12 protein-coding genes are annotated in these 16,288 nt (G+C 52.5%); 9 read left to right on the forward strand and 3 right to left on the reverse strand.

Annotated features, from left to right (window positions below):
* Positions 1-426: 426 nt before the first annotated feature.
* The 7 genes from HU731_RS10665 (at position 427) to HU731_RS10695 (ending at position 7,879) form a co-directional block, all read left to right on the forward strand.
* Positions 427-711 (forward strand): hypothetical protein, encoded by a 285-nt coding sequence (locus HU731_RS10665; protein WP_017846196.1) that lies wholly within the window; start codon positions 427-429, stop codon positions 709-711.
* The gene (locus HU731_RS10670; RefSeq protein WP_186607834.1) at positions 708-980 is read left to right on the forward strand and encodes a DUF3077 domain-containing protein; all 273 of its coding nucleotides are present in this window, start codon (positions 708-710) and stop codon (positions 978-980) included. The genes HU731_RS10665 and HU731_RS10670 overlap by 4 nt, the downstream gene beginning before the upstream one ends.
* Positions 977-3,865: a DUF927 domain-containing protein gene (locus tag HU731_RS10675; protein WP_186607833.1), complete on the forward strand. Its 2,889-nt coding sequence runs from the start codon at positions 977-979 to the stop codon at positions 3,863-3,865. The genes HU731_RS10670 and HU731_RS10675 overlap by 4 nt, the downstream gene beginning before the upstream one ends.
* Before the next feature lie 94 nt (positions 3,866-3,959).
* Positions 3,960-4,802, forward strand: a complete 843-nt coding sequence (locus HU731_RS10680) for a coiled-coil domain-containing protein (RefSeq protein WP_186607832.1) — start codon at positions 3,960-3,962, stop codon at positions 4,800-4,802.
* A gap of 238 nt (positions 4,803-5,040) precedes the next feature.
* Positions 5,041-6,066, forward strand: a complete 1,026-nt coding sequence (locus HU731_RS10685) for a hypothetical protein (RefSeq protein WP_186607831.1) — start codon at positions 5,041-5,043, stop codon at positions 6,064-6,066.
* Between the two features lie 138 nt (positions 6,067-6,204).
* A complete protein-coding gene (locus tag HU731_RS10690) occupies positions 6,205-6,972 on the forward strand; it encodes a hypothetical protein (protein ID WP_186607830.1) in 768 nt (255 codons plus the stop codon).
* 88 nt (positions 6,973-7,060) lie between these two features.
* Positions 7,061-7,879 carry a S1 family peptidase gene (locus HU731_RS10695; protein WP_186607829.1) on the forward strand — a complete coding sequence of 273 codons (819 nt, stop codon included), beginning with the start codon at positions 7,061-7,063 and terminating at the stop codon, positions 7,877-7,879.
* A 421-nt stretch (positions 7,880-8,300) separates the two neighbouring features.
* Here HU731_RS10695 and HU731_RS10700 read toward each other — a convergent pair whose 3' ends face one another.
* A complete protein-coding gene (locus tag HU731_RS10700) occupies positions 8,301-11,804 on the reverse strand; it encodes an NACHT domain-containing protein (protein WP_186607828.1) in 3,504 nt (1,167 codons plus the stop codon).
* Between the two features lie 1,787 nt (positions 11,805-13,591).
* Here HU731_RS10700 and HU731_RS10705 point away from each other — a divergent pair.
* Positions 13,592-13,921 carry a hypothetical protein gene (locus HU731_RS10705; RefSeq protein WP_186607827.1) on the forward strand — a complete coding sequence of 110 codons (330 nt, stop codon included), beginning with the start codon at positions 13,592-13,594 and terminating at the stop codon, positions 13,919-13,921.
* Here HU731_RS10705 and HU731_RS10710 read toward each other — a convergent pair.
* On the reverse strand, positions 13,892-14,530 hold the full coding sequence (locus HU731_RS10710) for a LysE/ArgO family amino acid transporter (RefSeq protein WP_186607826.1): 639 nt from the start codon (positions 14,528-14,530) through the stop codon (positions 13,892-13,894). The genes HU731_RS10705 and HU731_RS10710 overlap by 30 nt on opposite strands.
* 26 nt (positions 14,531-14,556) lie before the next feature.
* Positions 14,557-15,363, reverse strand: coding sequence for a 2OG-Fe(II) oxygenase family protein (locus tag HU731_RS10715; protein ID WP_186607825.1), 807 nt, complete (start codon positions 15,361-15,363; stop codon positions 14,557-14,559).
* 102 nt (positions 15,364-15,465) lie between these two features.
* On the opposite strand from HU731_RS10715, the gene HU731_RS10720 reads away from it, so the two are divergent.
* A complete protein-coding gene (locus HU731_RS10720) occupies positions 15,466-16,284 on the forward strand; it encodes an NBR1-Ig-like domain-containing protein (protein ID WP_225931649.1) in 819 nt (272 codons plus the stop codon).
* Positions 16,285-16,288 lie beyond the last annotated feature (4 nt).

The following is a 16,288-nucleotide window of genomic DNA, read 5'->3' on the forward strand; positions in this document are numbered from 1 at the left end:
GCACTTTCAAAAAACGGACGTTACTCTCTGGTCGTCGCTGCAAATTCAGCGACCGGGTTTGGCGACCCGAGTTACTTGGCGCACAGGCGCCCCATCCGACAGCAGGCGCTTTTTTTGTGCCTGCCGTTTCGTGTTATGGCAGCTGTGCGTGGGAGACCTTCGGGTCTGCCGGGTTCCAAGTTCCCGGTTCGCCAACCTGCGCACAGCTGCCACCCTAATTCGTTTGGCGACGATCAGTGGCAGCTCCATCTTCAAACTTGGAGTGTCACCTATGCCTGCCCTCAATCCGTCCAAAATTCGCGCCGCCGCTCATCGAGCAATGGCTCTCGCCGCTTTACACGCCAACTCCAGCCTCGCTACACGCCTTTCCCGTTACAACAGCCATATGTCCAAGGCCCGCGCCCTAGAAGCCGCAGGGGGTGCACAATGAGCATGCTCCCAGGCTTTGCACTGCCCGAGGATCTCCTCTGCGTCAGCCAGGACGCCGAAGCCGGTCTGCCTATCGACGCCATCACCTGTGCGCTCGACCGTGCCGACTCCGTTCTCATGCTGCTGGAGGACCACTTAGACGGAGATAAACCCCTGCTCTCCAACCGCGTGCTGTCGTCCGTTATTTGGGACGTGCGTGGCACCTTGGGTTTGATCAAAACACTCACCATGTACGGTGATGCCTCCTCTGTGCCGATGGGCCAGAAAGGCGGTGCGCTGTGACACACTCCAGCACGCTTGGACGCTCCGAGTTTTCCCCTGCCAACGGTAACGGCCAAAACCTGTTTCGGGTGAATGCCGGTATCCCGCTGGAGGACGCACTTGAAGCCGTCTCACAGATTCTCCACCACGCCAATCAACTGATCCTCGACGCCGCCATCAGCGATGCGAGCGAGCGTTTTAGTTGGCCTGCGTTCTACCTCGGCGAGATGGCTAAGGCGCTGATCGACGACGTGAACGAGGCGTTGCTTGAGTCGAGGACCACACTATGACTCAGCGCACCGGCAACACCTCAAAACGCCCCAGCTTTGCTGACGTAAAAAGCGCTGCCCTGAAAAACATCGACCGCGTCCTTACTCACTGGCTGCCGAACGGTAAACGCGTCGACGGCGGCAAGGAATACACAGCACCCAATCCGACGCGTACAGACAAGCGCGCTGGCTCGCTCAAGGTCAATTTGAGCAAAGGCACCTGGGCAGATTTTGCCACTGGCGATAAGGGCGGCGACCTGATCGACCTGGTGCGCTATATCGACGGCGGCACGGACGTTGAGGCCTGCAAAAAGCTGGCGGATCTGCTCAGTGTTTCCGCTGGTTCTGCGACCACCAAAAGCGCACCGGCCAAGAGCGCAACGCCGGAGTGGATCGCAATTCAACCGATCCCGGCCGAGGCCATGAACAAGTGCCCTGCCAAACACCGGCAACACGGTGTTCCGTCCAAGGTGTGGATCTATCGTGATGCCCAGGGCCAGCCGGTCATGGCGCTGTATCGCTTCGACCTGGCCCCGGATGAAGACGGCAAACCGAAGAAGGTCTTTGCACCGCTGACCTGGTGCAAGCGCTCCGATGGGCAAACCACACAATGGCGCTGGCAGGGGTTGCCCGAGCCTCGGCCACTGCTGCGCCTGGATGAGCTGGCACAGCGCACCGATGCGCCTGTGGTGTTGTGTGAAGGCGAGAAGGCTGCTGATGCCGCCGCCGAACTGATGCCCGACCACGTAGCCACCTGCTGGCCGAACGGCTCCAACTCTTGGCACAAGGCCGACCTGACGCCCCTCAAAGGGCGCGCTGTGGTGCTGTGGCCGGATAACGATGCCAGCGGCAAGACCTGCATGGACTCCATCGAGCTCAAGCTGACTGAGCTGGGCGCCGCTTCAGTGCAACGAATCTCGCTCGACGTGTTCAAGCTCAAGCCCAGCAGCGAAGGTGGCAAGCCGACACTGATCAAGGGTGGCAAATGGGCGGATGGCGATGATGCAGCAGATGCATTAACCAAAGGTTGGACCGCTGACCATATGACCGAGCTGGTGCGTAACGGCGTGTTTTTCGGCACTCTCGCTGAGCACAATGAGCCCCAAGAACCGAAGGCTAAGGCACCTGCAAAACGCCCCGCGAAATCGAAAAATGACCTGTTGCCGGGCGGCTTTCGCCTGACGCCCGAAGGGGTGTTCTATTCCGGCGATGATGGCGAGGCGCGTCCTGTGTGTTCGCCTCTCGAAATCATCGCCCGTACTCGCGACGACAAGGGACACAACTGGGGTTTATTGGTCGAGTTCGACGACCCGGACGGCGCCAAAAAGCGCTGGAATATCCCGGCCCGGACCATGACCGGCGACTTCGGCAAGGACGTCCTCGGGCCGCTGGTAGACATGGGGCTACGCCTTGCAGGAAGCCGGTCGGGACGTAACGCACGTAATGACTTGCAGAGCTACCTCGGCGGCTTCGACAGCGCACAACGCGCACGACTGGTGACGCGTCTAGGCTGGCACGGCAACGCTTTCCTTTTGCCCGAACAGCAAATCGGCTCGCACGCCGAACACCTGCATTTTTATGAAGCCGGGGCACAGTTACCACCGATCAACGAAGCGGGCTCTCTGGAGCAATGGCAGCAACAAATCGGCGCGTTGTGCGTTGGCAACCACCGCTTGGCGTTTGTCGTCTCTGTGGCCTTTGCAGGCCCGCTGTTGAACCTGCTCGGGCATGAGTCAGGCGGCTTCCACCTCTATGGTGACAGCTCCGGTGGCAAAACGACCCACTTGCAGGTCGCTGCCTCGGTCTGTGGCGGGCCGCGTCTGGTGCGCTCGTGGCGCTCCACAGATAACGCTCTGGAGTCCATCGCCGCCGCTCACTCAGACGGCCTCCTGGTACTGGATGAAATCGGCATGTGCGACCCGCGCATTATCGGCGAGACGGTGTACATGCTCGGCAATGGCACCGGCAAAGCCAGGGCGAATGATCGAGGACAAGCAGGCCGACAGGTGCAGGAGTGGCGCTTGCTGTTTCTCTCGACGGGCGAGAAGACGTTGGCGCAGCACATGGCGGATGCCAACAAGGAGCTGAAAGCCGGCATGGAGGTGCGCATGCTCGCCGTGCCTGCGGATGCGAGCAAAGGCCTTGGCATGTTCGATGTGCTGAACGGTTTTGAGGATGCAGCCGCCCTATCCGACGCACTCAAAGCTCGCGTAGCCAAATACTACGGCACTCCCCTCACCGCCTTCCTGCACGCGCTGTGCGCGCCCGGAGAAATGCTCAGGTGGTCGGTGATCGTTCGCCGCACAGTGGAGCAGTTCATCACCCAAAACCTGCCCGCTTCGGCCAGTGGTCAGGCCCAGCGTGCCACCCTCCGCTTCGGTCTCGCAGCAGCGGCCGGAGAGTTGGCCACCGCCTTCGGCGTCACTGGCTGGCCGGACGGCACAGCCACGACCGCCGCACGGGTGTGTTTGCATGCGTGGCTGGCCGAACGTGGCGGCGCCGGTAACTTCGAGGGTGATGCGATCTTGGCGCGGCTACGCCAGGTCATCGAGCGATTTGGAGAAAGCCGCTTCACCCGATGGGAATCCGCCGCCGCCAAAATCGATGAGCACGGCCCACGCACGATTGATCGGTTGGGCTTTCGCAAGACCCTGGAACACGGCATGGGCGACGCCCTGCACACCACCAACACCTACTACGTGCTGCCTGAAGCCTGGAAGGCCGAGATCTTCAAGGGCATGAATATCAGTGCGGTGAACAAGGAGCTGCTGCAACGGGGCGTGCTCGAGCCGGGAAGTGATGGAAAGGCGTACAGCTTGATTCGCCTGCCCGGGTTAGGACCTCAACGCTGCTATGTGGTGAAGACAGTCCCTGGAACGGATGAAGGCGAGGCCAAGGCCGCCTGACGGCATGCCTGCTGATAGAGGTAGCGCCGGCTCATTCCCGGCCTCGCCAGCCGTTCAACTATTCCCATCAACGTATTGCTCAGAGACAACACAGATGAACACTATCCAAGAACTGAAAGACCGCCGCGACCAACTGACCCTCGAAATGGAGAGCATTCAGAATGACCTGGCGCCCTTCGAAGCGGCGCTGGAAAGCCCTGAGGTTATCGAGCAAGGCCGTCAACGGGCTGTACAAGAGGAAATCAACGATCACAAAAGACGCATCGACTCCCGACATCTCGAGATCAGCGCACTGAACCAGAAGATTGATCGCCTTGAGACATTGGAGAACCGTGAGAGCATGGCTGCGAGCTATCTCAGCGATATGGCGAACTGGAAAGCCGACGAGATGGAACTCAACGAAAAGCGCAGCAGCATCGAGACTCGGTTGCAGCATGTCCGCCAGAGCGATCAGGAAGACATGGCAAAAGCTCGACAAGCTGAAACGGACGCGGCCACCGCTTATGCACAGGCTGTCGCCTGGGGCGATGTGGAGGGCGAAAAAGCGGCAAACGCTGAAGCTCAAAAGGCAGCAAAAAACCTCACGGCTGCGGTTGAGCATCATCGCCGCCAACAACTGCTCATAACGGCCCTGGAGCAGGAACTGGTGACAATTGATCTGAACATCACAGAGGCACAAAAGGAACGCACCGAGATCGAGAAAAACGCGGCTCACCTGGCAAACACCGTGTTAGAAGAACAATGGAATGAGGCGGCGAAAGCACTGCTGGAGACCGGCGGCAAGCTGTGGGCTGCACGCAACCTGATTAGTCGAGACCCAGTTGCACTGATGAAGCTGGACATCCCTGAACAGGGCGAAAACTTCGGAAACTGGACCTGGCGAGAACTTGCGGATCGCTCACACCAATACAGCCTGATTGACCTATTGGCAGCCTAACCTAAACCATACCCGAAGCTACCGGCGAGGGCAGGTTGCTTCGGGCCTACCATCGATCCACCGATGATCAAAACACCACAGAACAGTGCGCAGATGCGTGATTACCAAAAGGCCCGCAAGCTCCATTTGAAAGGAACATTCGGGTCATGGTCGATATGAATATTTCATTGATGCGGAGCTGAGCTTTACGCTGGCCGCCAATGTGAATATGATTCTCGATTTGAGGAGGGATTCTTATATGAGCATCACAATTTTCACGCAGGAATACGATGCTGTTATTAAAAGTGTTGTGTTGACTGGGCAGACTACATATGGCTATGCAATTGAAAATATTTTTCCTCTGATCAACCGTTTTGCCGCGCAGCGAAAAATTCAAAACCCTGCATTTTATGATCGCCTTCGGAATGACCTTTTAAAGGGTTGTTTGATGCCTGCGATTACTCTAGCAATGGTGGATCAGGACCCAGAGTTTGACGACATCGAAGAAGCAGCTTTATACGCAAATGAAAATATAGTCAGTGGATATGTCCTAGACGGCATGCAACGCCTAAACACACTTAATAGCATCAAAGATGACGAAGGCTTTCCAGCTGATAAAGCCCTATTTTTAAGCATCATCATCTCTGGCAACAAAGATATGCTCCTGTATCGGATGATTACATTAAACAACGGTCAGCGCCCAATGACCCCTAGGCATCAAATCGAAGTTCTCACTGAAGAGCTATTCGACTTTGAGTCTCTTGATATAGAGGTTCAATCTGAGAAGGATCGTGGAGACAAGATAAAGCGCGGCGCATTTAATCTTGCTGATATATCCAAAGGATATTTAGCATTCTTCACCAATAGCGTTCATAACGAAAACAATAAAATCATCAGTGAAAAAATGGATGAGATTATTGTTGGAAATATCATGGCGACCGCTGTAGTGGAGAACGGCCTAGAATTCCAACAGGTGCTTGAGTTGGTTGACAAATTTTCGGCCAATGAAGCTGGTAAAAGCTGGCTTAAAACTCAGAACAATTTTATCGGGTTTTGTGTAGGCGTTAAATCCTCGTACAACGACCTAGTAGAAATGAGCGCCGATGAATTTGGTGACGCTGTAGATATGTTCGACGGCGCTTTTAAATCAATTGATGCGGCCAAGGTAAATCTTGGAAAATATCGCCGCGAACTCAGCAAAAAATTTATAGAGAAGATCAGTACACTAAAGGAATCTAGTGACATTGAGCTGCTTAGCTACTTCTCGGATGAGATCGCAGCATAAATGAAAACTGTTAGCTATGAGTTCTCGGAGTGCAATGGATCTCCACTTACGCCTGAGTCTCCTTTCTTTATACATGATGGAGCTACGGAGTTCGCTCTAATATTTCGAGTTCTATCTGGTAGTTGCCAGATTACCAACTTGAACACAGATGAAAGTGCAGCCCTCTCAAAAAATTATTTTTATGGCGACATGAGACATAATGAAAATGGAGATTTGTCATTTTTCGATGAATTCGACGAAGGCTTGACGCTATCGGATTATGAACGGCTTGTAAAGAGAACGGGATGGAAGAATCGGAAATTCTATAAACCGTTTCTAAGCGAGCTGGCGAGCTGTGTTTACCATGAAGAAGGTGGGCGTCACACGGCTGCATTCGTTCATTTGTATAGATCTTATGAGCACCTATCATATGCTTTTCCGATGATCTATGCATCAAGGACGCAAGATTATGTCGGGACGTTTGAGAATCTTCGGAAGTGGATGAACAATGATTCAGATGGGAATGTTGGCGAGCTAAAATTCCACAAAACATTTGTAGTAAGTCTTTTCAAAGGCATGCCAGAGCTAGCGCGCACTGTTGATGTAGAAATAAATACAAAGCAAGAATATAGGGAGCCAATATTCAAGGCATTAGCTGAAAAAGTTGCAGGTTGGAAAAGCCCAGACAGTTATACACCTGCAACAGTTCGCCCAGACCGTCTGGCTATTCCTTTCGCGGAGTATCATAGTTTTTTTGTCACCTTACGAAATAGGTTTTTTCATTACTCAAACGCACGAAGTGACAATATCGGCTTAGATGACATTGTTGAGGCGGATCTGCTTTTTTCATTCATCAACAAAATAACTCTTAATTATATAGCCACCATCTTTCACGGGGTAGCAAAACACCAGTTAGCGTTTGACTAGCTGTTATATTCACTACGCGCGTATTGCTGTATACGGATTAGGGCGCACAACCAAGACCAACCGGCAAACTAACAAGGGATTATTAGAGATGCAGGACAGCCCGCATTTTCCGCGAAAAAACTTACGAGGCGTATCATTAGAGGGTGACTTCTGGGCCACAGATCAAGATGGCGTGCGGGTTGATCCATCAAAAGCGGTTTTTCCAATCCTTAAAATGTCAAAAACGGGCAAATACAGCTTAGTTGGTACCGGCTTCTTTGTCGGACCTGAAGGCATTTTCGCGACTGCTAGTCATGTTATGGATGAGTTCGTTGCAGATGATGGATCTGCTAGTGGGATGCCGCTGATCATCCAAATGATCGAAGGTGACTCTTATGTTAAGAGGCCAATCACATCTGTTCACAAACATCCGAGAGCTGATATCTGCATCGGCCGCGTAACCTCAATGACGAGTCTTACTAGAGGTAAGCTAGAAAATCCAGTTGCGAAACTGTCTTCCAAAGTTCCTGATGTGGGTGAAATTGTGGTGACGTACGCCTACCCCAGGTCCGTATTCCAACCTGGCGAGGTAAGGGAGGCTTGCTATCTTTGGGGGGAATTCTTTAAAGGTGAAGTGCAAGAGCACTTTCTACAAGGTAGAGATAGCGTGATGCTTCCCGGCCCATGCGTGCAAACTTCCATTTTTATACACGGAGGAGCGAGCGGCGGCCCTGTGTTCAATTCACAAGGGTTAGTAGTCGGCGTGAATAGTACTGGTTATGAGGATGAGGGCTTATCTTTCATCACTCCTCTTTACCTTCTTAAGGATCTGAAAGTTGACGGCATACTCACCTCGATTGATGCCAAAGAAAAATTCACCACAGTAGCCGAACTGATCAAAACTGGGATGATATCTTTCGATATATAATTTATTTAAAAATCTTACAGCAATTGAAAGTTTAATAGGATCACGCTACCTACAAACGCCATTGTAAACGCCGTGCTAGCTGTCGCGAGCGGATTTTTAATTAGAACGGCAGCAATAGGTCGACAATGGTCATTGATGGAAGAATACAATTGGCCGATTTCGCTGAAAAAGTCTGTTCTTCTAGGCTGCCAGCCTACTCACCGCAGAACTCTTTTTTGCGCGTTGCGAAACGGTATCTGAGCCCGTAATCCTCTATTCAATGTAAAGACTTCAATATCAATCGGATATTTTTCTAAGGTGCAAACCATGGCCAACTTTTTCAATAGAATCAGCTGAGAGCGGTCGTTCATCAGCTGCAGCTAACGGCTATTTTTAGCAAAAAAAAGAGATACATAATTTGACTCTTGGGAAATACCCAAAATCAAATTGACTCAGTCCTGAATTTTTCGCTAGAAATCGTGATGCGTAGGCCTAACCGAGCAGCGAGAGGTTCAAGCACGCCCATAATTACCAAACGAATCATTTTCTTTGATGGCATGCTTTCATACAGCCGCATCAGACTTTCTGCCTCGGTAATAGTGCCGCCTTTGGCTATAACTAATATTACTCTAGATGCAAGGTTGTACGCTCCAGAACTAGCGAGGTGTTCAAGTTCTTCCAGTGGAGGAGCTTCGCCAATTGTATGTAGAATCTCTAGTGCGCTTCCCTCCAAGCTGCCGTCAGAACTCTTTTCACTCACCGGCATAGCTATTATAAAGTCGAAGAGCGGACGGAGACTTTTAGCGGCTCCGGGTACACCGAGCCTCACCGCATCGAGCATGAGCCGAAGCCGTTCACGTGGTTCATAGTCGGCTTTAGCTAACCACTCTCTAAACAAACCGAAAGCAATAGCTCGCCCTGGATGAGGAGGCGCGGGATCAAGAGAACCCGAATTTATTCCCATCATATTCAAACGACAGGTTAATCCCGTCGAGAGAGAGCCAGCGATCAAGAGACGATCTTCAGCTTTCCATTGTCGATTTGTTATCGCAGAGACCGCCCGATCCACACGCAAACGATCAGGCACATGTCCGAACATAATCACTGTCCCGCTAACCATCTCTGCGGTCATTACGGGAATACGATTAAGTAAGGAGTCGAAGGCGCCCAGATTCCCTTTCTGAACAGCATATAGCGAGACAATATCACGCATTTTCTCGCTGATACCTTCCGCAACCAACAGATCGTTGACCTTATCAGAGCGCCCGAGCTTACCCCAATCACTGATGAGGTACTCCATGGTATCCAAAGAATGCTTCTCGGGTACTTGCGGTGATCGCAAGAGACGTAGAATCGATGCTATCTCGACCTGGGGCGATGACAACGCTTGTGCTGCGGAAGCGTTCATATGAAACCCACCACCCGCCATCGCCTGAACGATGATTTCTTCCATCGCGGGTTCGAGCTTGCGCGCCGAATGGCTCCAGGCGGCTAACCGGACTTCAATTGGAAGGGTTTTATCGCCGGCTGCTGAATATGCAACATCGGCATGTACGCAACCAATGCACATATGACCAATCAGGCAACTGATCGCTTGTCCGTCTTCGGCTTTTTCTGGGTAGAGACGACTTCGAGCGATATATAGATTAAACGCAGCTGTTCCAAGTCGGTTCACCTCATGCTGAAAGTCACCAATATTGAGCATGTGCTCGATATCGCCGTCCAGAAGCTCGCCGAGAACCGCTAATGAGAGGCTTGTTTCGCTGCGCCTTGCTAAGATTGTGCCGGAACCGTTATGAAGCAGTTGGCGCTCCCCTAGCCTCGCCCGCACAGCTAGATGCAAGGGCTGTGAGAACGCATCAACGATGATACCGTCGATCAACCTGCTTGTCCGCCACGATACTTTGCCCCAAATTGCGGCGATACGTTCTCCTATCACCTGCCGCTGTGACCTTGAGGCAGACATCCCGTTGGCCAAACACCTACCAAGCAATCGCAATCCGGTGTGAAAAACATCGTCTTCATGTTCAAGAATCTCGTCGATTAGAGAGCTTGGGTTAGGATGACGCTCAAGAGCAAACTGAATTGCCTGTGCCCACGGACGTTTCGCGATCTTGGACAACCGCTGCGCGAGTTGGTCTTGGTGGCACTCAAGCAGTTCGGCCGAGGCAAGATATTCCTGAACAATTGGGAAAGGGAAGGTCAACCTCACCAGCCCCTCTCGCCTCAATACACCTCGACGAATCAACGCATCGCGCACGTCATCGGTACGGAAGGCTGGCGCTAGGCCCTTAACACATCTTTCGAGTAGCCTCGAGCTCAAGCCAAGCGTATCCGTTTCAAGTGCTTCGAACGCTGCTTGCTCAGCAATACGCCTAAGCAGTGAGGTGTCGATTGGGTCGGCTTTTTGGGTGCTTTTGAATGCTGCTGGGCGGAACAGAGTTTCGAGATAACTATCAAGCAAGTCACTACGACGCAGGTCCTCGCGCTCTTGGCGCATAACAAGCAATAACGCGAGAAATATGGGAATACGTACGAGGTGAGCTAAATCCGGACGTGCCTCCATACGATCAAGCAGCGCTTTAGCTAAACCAGGCTCACCTGGTCGGTAGAAGTCGACATAGAGTGTAATATCCTCATCGTTTAAAGACATCAGCTCCACCATCGTTACGTCACTGGGCGGAGATAGAGCTGCTGCGTCTCGCACTGTCATCAACCAGCGCACACCTGGATGAGTAGCGCGATATACTCTAAGGCGTTCCAATATCAAAGTTCGCCGGTCACTAGACACTTCATCCAGTCCGTCCAGCAGGAGTACAAGCGTCCCTGCATTGGCGGCAGCACGCCAATCTATTTGTACGTCGAACTCGCTATTCAATTTCTGCGAAAGGTAGTCCGCAATAGATAGGTCAGAATCGGAAAGCTTAGTAATCGGCACTATTGCCGGTAGGAGATCTTCAAGAGCAACCTTTCTTGCAATCGCATAAACAAGGGTGGTCTTCCCAAACCCCGGCCCTGCAATGACAACTACAGCCTCTAGGTCAGTGCTGGGAAAATCGCAAAGATCGACTGTTGCCTCCTCGTGAATATTTCGCCACCCAGGTAGGTCATCGTCGAAGTCAGGTTGACGATCCCGATCATATCGAAGGCATTTGGGCCAGAGATAAGCTCCTTCGGGTAGGTGAATGAATTCAGTGCCTGGAACCTCGATTACAGAGAGCGCCGCGACAGCATCACGATACTTCGCGCTCCCCCAGTTCGGAGGATCTAGGACGACGATCTGAGCCTCGGAGCGCAGTCGAGCATATAGCGTGGCTCCGTGAAAACGCGTTCTGACTTGGGCTCCCTCCCAAACCATGTCAGTCAGCGTCTTGAAAAGTGTAGTGCTCTGAACTGTCGAATGTGGCATCCATTGGGGCAAAAAATCCCGAGCTAAGGATTCAGATGGCCAAACGCTAATGTCAAGACGCGTAACAATACGCCAAACCTTTTGAATATCGTTGGACAGAAGCTTTTGAATAGATGAGATAAGTCTGCGCTGACTATCCGACAGACGAGCGTGCCACTCGGCAAGATCTGAACCTTCGTGACGCCTAGTAATTGCTGATAACTGGGATGCAAGATTCGATGGTGCACCCAATATGAGCTCCAAGCGATCATCCAGAGCGAAGTTGGTTTCCAACTGGCGTAAAAAGGAGGGCCAAAGCGTCTTCCAAGCCAAACCTTTAGTATCAAGCGAGAGTTTGACCTGAAAAAAGCGATGTGCTCCATCTGCAAACTTAACGACAAAATCGTCCACGCACTCAGGTGCTTCTATTCTCACCTCCACCGGTTGATAGTGCAGCGGGCGCTCACGTGGATCGATCATTCGTCCGAGGTAAAGTGCCGCCACCTGATCTTGGTATCTAACGCCCGCCTGGGTTGATGGTCCGCCCGCTTCACTCAATGTGATCACCTTCCATATAGCCGCTGCAAGGGAGGCTGTCATTACCCTGTACAGCAGGACAACCCTTATCCGCACGCAGTATACAGCCCGCCTTCAAGTTAGCTTACACCCGTATTTTTATATCCTAACGGCAGCTACGCAGTGGAGATTCTAACTATCGAGCGATAGCTTCAAGGCAAATTCTGCACTTTGCGACACGCAAAAATTAGGCCGTAGAGCCACATAATGAACGGCTCTGGCCCGATGACAGAGCCTTGTTCACCAATAACCACCCCTCGCAGAGCTGATATTGATGTAACACCTATTTGCCATGTAACACGCCTATCGACAAACGAAACGCCGATGTGTAACACCGAATAAGTCTTTAGAAATCATATAGTTAAAGCTAAATGTAACACGCGTAACACGCGTAACACGATTTTGTTAAGGGTATCCCCGAACCCCATTAGTAATGCTCCATCAGCGAAGGGCGACTGATCATGCTCTTGGCTTTGATTTGCGAACGGGGGTCCCTGTGCATCTCGGTTTTGCGCAGTGCATTTGCCCTATGAATCGGAAAGCTGCTGAGGATCCAGGGCATTTCGGATCGATGCGGGGCATTGAACCCGCGGGATCGTGTTAGCGGCAGTCTTTCCTACGTCAGTTGACAGGTTGACGTGGTTGACACCCATCGCCATGGTTGATGCCATGAAGGCGTTCACTATCCGCAACAGATTCAGCAACCTTTTCCGAAGCTGTAACGATGGCCCTTGTTCTTCAAGATCCTTTCAATTTCAACGATTGAAATTTCAGTAACTTCCAACGCCTCCCACTAACTCGATCCCGCGGGTTTCATGCCCCGTATCTAGTGAAAAGCCTCAGGGTCCCCAGCAGCATTTCAGATCCGTGACTGTCCAACGAGCCGCATACATTGGCAGACGGTCGGAGGGGCCTGGGTCATATCCATCCAACCACATGAACCGCGTCGCTTTATGTCAGGATAGATATACAGCACATCGTCCCTGCCTCCCGAGACTGAGCATGCCATCCAGCCCAGCATCAAACCTCGCATTTCGTACAGGCTCAATCACAAGCGCCTTCCCGTCTGACCTTACGTTGAGAGCTGAAGGCTTACACCCAATATTGGGGAACACCAGCCAAGCAACACATCCAGGCATTGAAGTCAGAGTAGGTGGCGAGGATTTAGTCATTCCCTATCGAATTCATCACGAGGGCAATGAGCAGGGATGTCTACAGTTAAGTGGGCTTCAAAGCGTCATGTACTCCTGCATCCTGACAAGGCATCACGATGGTCATGTCCGACAACGTCAGCTAAAGCAAATTATCTCTGTGTCTGAGCCTTGGGTGGTCCCGTTCGTGGTGCAGCTAACTGGCGAGTACGTAATGGAAATACTTGATACCTGCGAGGCTCACCTGCAAGCGCTTGATCCGGAGCTGTACGGAGCATTCATCAGGGACAACCCGAAGTACTTCAAAGCACAACAGGATCGGATGATCAGTTACTGGGATTGCTACTACCGACACCTGTATAAGCACAGGCAGGACTATGTGGGGTTTCGGTTATTCGAGCACTTTCGTAAACTCGCAAAGGGATAAAAGGTGAGCCAGCGCACGTCAGCGTGTATCCCTACCTGTATCCCTAACCGTAAAATCCGTCTACAAGGCACGGCTTATATGGCATGCGCGAGTCTCCCTCGGGCACCATCTTAAAGAAAGACCTTGAAATTCAAGGTCTTTTTTTTCGCCTGTAAAAAAGTGCCAGGCGTGGCAGTGGAGGTAGCGGGACCATGGAGTTGACGCTTGAAGCGGTTGCGTTGTTTGCATTGAAGCTGGCGCATGAGACTGACGACGGCAGCCCGTTGCTGCGCGATGATCCTGTGATGGAGGGCTATGATCGCGAAGTGTTTGGGTTGTTGGTGCGCCAGGGAAATTTGGCTGAAATCCAGTTGAAGCTCGATGAGTGCATCACCCAGGCGTTGATTGCATTGGGTGGAGCGGGCAGCGTGCTCGGGCGTGAATTGCAAAGGCTATCCAACGATGTGCAAAACATCGCTCGTCTTGATGAGTTGACCTGCCCGCTGACCGTACTAAAGGGCTATCTGAAAGATGTGCAATGAATCGTTGATCAGCATAACGGCCAGGTAAACCATCAACACCGCCACCCCTGCATCCAGCCAGCGCCAGACCGCAGGCTTGCGAAACAATACCGTCAATCGCTGACAGCACAGCGCCAACACCACGAACCACACGAGTGATGCCGTCATGGCGCCTGTCGCGAACAGCGCCTGTTGGCCCGCAGGTTTCGTGGCACCGATGGAACCAATCAGCACCACGGTATCGAGCCAGGCGTAAGGGTTGGCAAAGCCGAGTATGACCGCCGAGCGCAACAGCCCTCTTTGCGAGTTGCCGCCTTGAGCATCCGGCATGGACTGATCCCGGATACAAGCCAACAGACGCTGGCCACCAAACCAAAGCAGATAGGCAGCGCCGGACAACAGCAATAGCGCCATCACCTCAGGCCGACTTCCAAGTAATGAACCTAACCCTGTGACCCCGAAAGCGATCAGGAAAATATCGGCCAAGACGCAAATAGCGACAACGCCCCAGATCGGCCCGCGACCGACACCTTGGCGGATCACCAAGGTGTCTTTCGGGCCAGGGGCGGCGAACAGTCCGATACCCAAGAGCAAACCTTCGATGTAAAGGGCATTGAAGTGAGGAAACATGGACTGTTCGAGCCCTCCGGGACTATTTAGCGCAGTTGAATCGGTTGATTACCGAAACCGGTATGACGAGCATTCACAGTACTGCCCAGATCAATGGGTTTCTGGCGGTAAAAGGTCGTTAGCAACTGATCAGGATTGGGGTTTGCAAAGTAGATCAATGAGCTTCTGGCAACCGGTTTGCTAGGTGCAAGTACAGCATGGTAGGCGGCAGGCACGGCATGATCAGAGAGTTCTGTCAGCAAGGAGCCCGCCAGCACCGCGACCTCATTCTCCAGAAGGCGTACCGGCTCCAACGATCGTCCTTTCATCAAAACCAGCCCTTCGCGGGTAGGTTTGATAAACGAAAGCATATGCCCGTCTTCATGTGGATCCTGGGCATATTTACGAGAATTGTCTTTGGCCTGTGGACCATAGACACACAACTGGATGTACGATGCCGAGCGAAAGGGGGCCAAGGATTGAACGCCAAACTCCGCGCAAATGCCATCCATCACTCCCTGGGCCAACTCGCTCATCTGTCGCTCATAACTGCCGACTGCGGCAACGAAAGTACTTCGGGTGAATTCGAAAGCGGTTCTTTTTGAAGCGTGGGCGGGCCAGTAACAAAACCGCTCGCACAGGTCAGGGTGATCCTCGGCAAGGGAGTACTCGGCGCCAAAAGGGAAAAAACCATCCGTGTCGTGGGCAAAGGAAAACTCATCCTTGATGGCCTGGGGAATGGCCGAATACCCATCAATGATCTTTTTGTAGTCCTGCAACATCGCATCAGGAATTTGCAGGATGCCAAAGCCTGATCGGGCTATGGATTCGCAGCATGCTTTAAATTGAGACATAGCTATATCCAAAGATAGTTGTAAAGGAATGCAACACACCAGGTTCGCAAGCATGCGAGAAACCGCGACACTGGATATAGTCAAACAAAAAGGGACCGATCCATGTCCTTCACAACGTCGCTAGCAGGTTGCGAGTGTGCACGGTTCAATACACGCGACGGCGAGCAAGTTGTCCTTTTTGGCGAACAAGTTGACGACTTTTTTCAAGGATTGGGATCACATACGGACATGAGCATCAAAACCCGCGGCACCCTCCAGGCACTGGTCATACGACGCAGTCGGGAACTGGGAAAGTCCATGACAACCCTGGCTAAGGAAGCCGGTATTTCACGAACCTATTTGTACGGATTGGCGGGTGGTATTTCAAAAGATCCGTCGGTACGCACCTTGATCAAATTGGCCAAGGCGCTGCAGGTGTCCCCCTTAATGCTGTTCCGCTACTTCGCCGATTTGTCAGGCTCGCCGGTCGATGCCCATTCAATGGCAACCACCAACCGAGCCATCGGCCTGCATGATCCTGGCGACGTTGTGGTATTCAACGCCGATGTCACCACCCCCGACCAAACCGTCGTGTTGCCAGGCGAAACATTTCAGAAAACCTGGGAGATCCAGAATGTCGGCACCCGCGCCTGGCGCGGTAGACGATTGGTACGAGTAGACGGTGAATACGTCATCGCCCGTCGAACGGCTACAGGCGCGCCCCTGGAAGTGGTGATGGACAGCCATCTGCGCAGCCTTGACAGCGAGGTGCCGATCGCCGAAACCCTGCCTGGGCAGCCGGTGCATATCACGGTGGAGTTTGGAGCGCCGCGGGAGACCTGTACGGTCACCTCGATCTGGCGTATCGAAGATGAACACGGGCGCCCCTGCTACGGACCTGCATTCATCCTGCATGTGATCGTCAACGTCATGGCACGCTGAAAGC

Origin of the sequence: Pseudomonas salmasensis, assembly GCF_014268375.2 — a bacterium.
Taxonomy (GTDB): Bacteria; Pseudomonadota; Gammaproteobacteria; order Pseudomonadales; family Pseudomonadaceae; genus Aquipseudomonas; species Aquipseudomonas salmasensis.

Excerpts from the sequence above, each read along its gene's own strand:
- HU731_RS10715 (WP_186607825.1), bottom strand. The coding sequence starts at position 15,363 with ATGTCTCAATTTAAAGCATGCTGCGAATCCATAGCCCGATCAGGCTTT.
- HU731_RS10705 (WP_186607827.1), top strand. The coding sequence starts at position 13,592 with ATGGAGTTGACGCTTGAAGCGGTTGCGTTGTTTGCATTGAAGCTGGCG.
- HU731_RS10665 (WP_017846196.1), top strand. The coding sequence starts at position 427 with ATGAGCATGCTCCCAGGCTTTGCACTGCCCGAGGATCTCCTCTGCGTC.
- HU731_RS10680 (WP_186607832.1), top strand. The coding sequence starts at position 3,960 with ATGAACACTATCCAAGAACTGAAAGACCGCCGCGACCAACTGACCCTC.
- HU731_RS10695 (WP_186607829.1), top strand. The coding sequence starts at position 7,061 with ATGCAGGACAGCCCGCATTTTCCGCGAAAAAACTTACGAGGCGTATCA.
- HU731_RS10720 (WP_225931649.1), top strand. The coding sequence starts at position 15,466 with ATGTCCTTCACAACGTCGCTAGCAGGTTGCGAGTGTGCACGGTTCAAT.
- HU731_RS10710 (WP_186607826.1), bottom strand. The coding sequence starts at position 14,530 with ATGTTTCCTCACTTCAATGCCCTTTACATCGAAGGTTTGCTCTTGGGT.
- HU731_RS10675 (WP_186607833.1), top strand. The coding sequence starts at position 977 with ATGACTCAGCGCACCGGCAACACCTCAAAACGCCCCAGCTTTGCTGAC.
- HU731_RS10685 (WP_186607831.1), top strand. The coding sequence starts at position 5,041 with ATGAGCATCACAATTTTCACGCAGGAATACGATGCTGTTATTAAAAGT.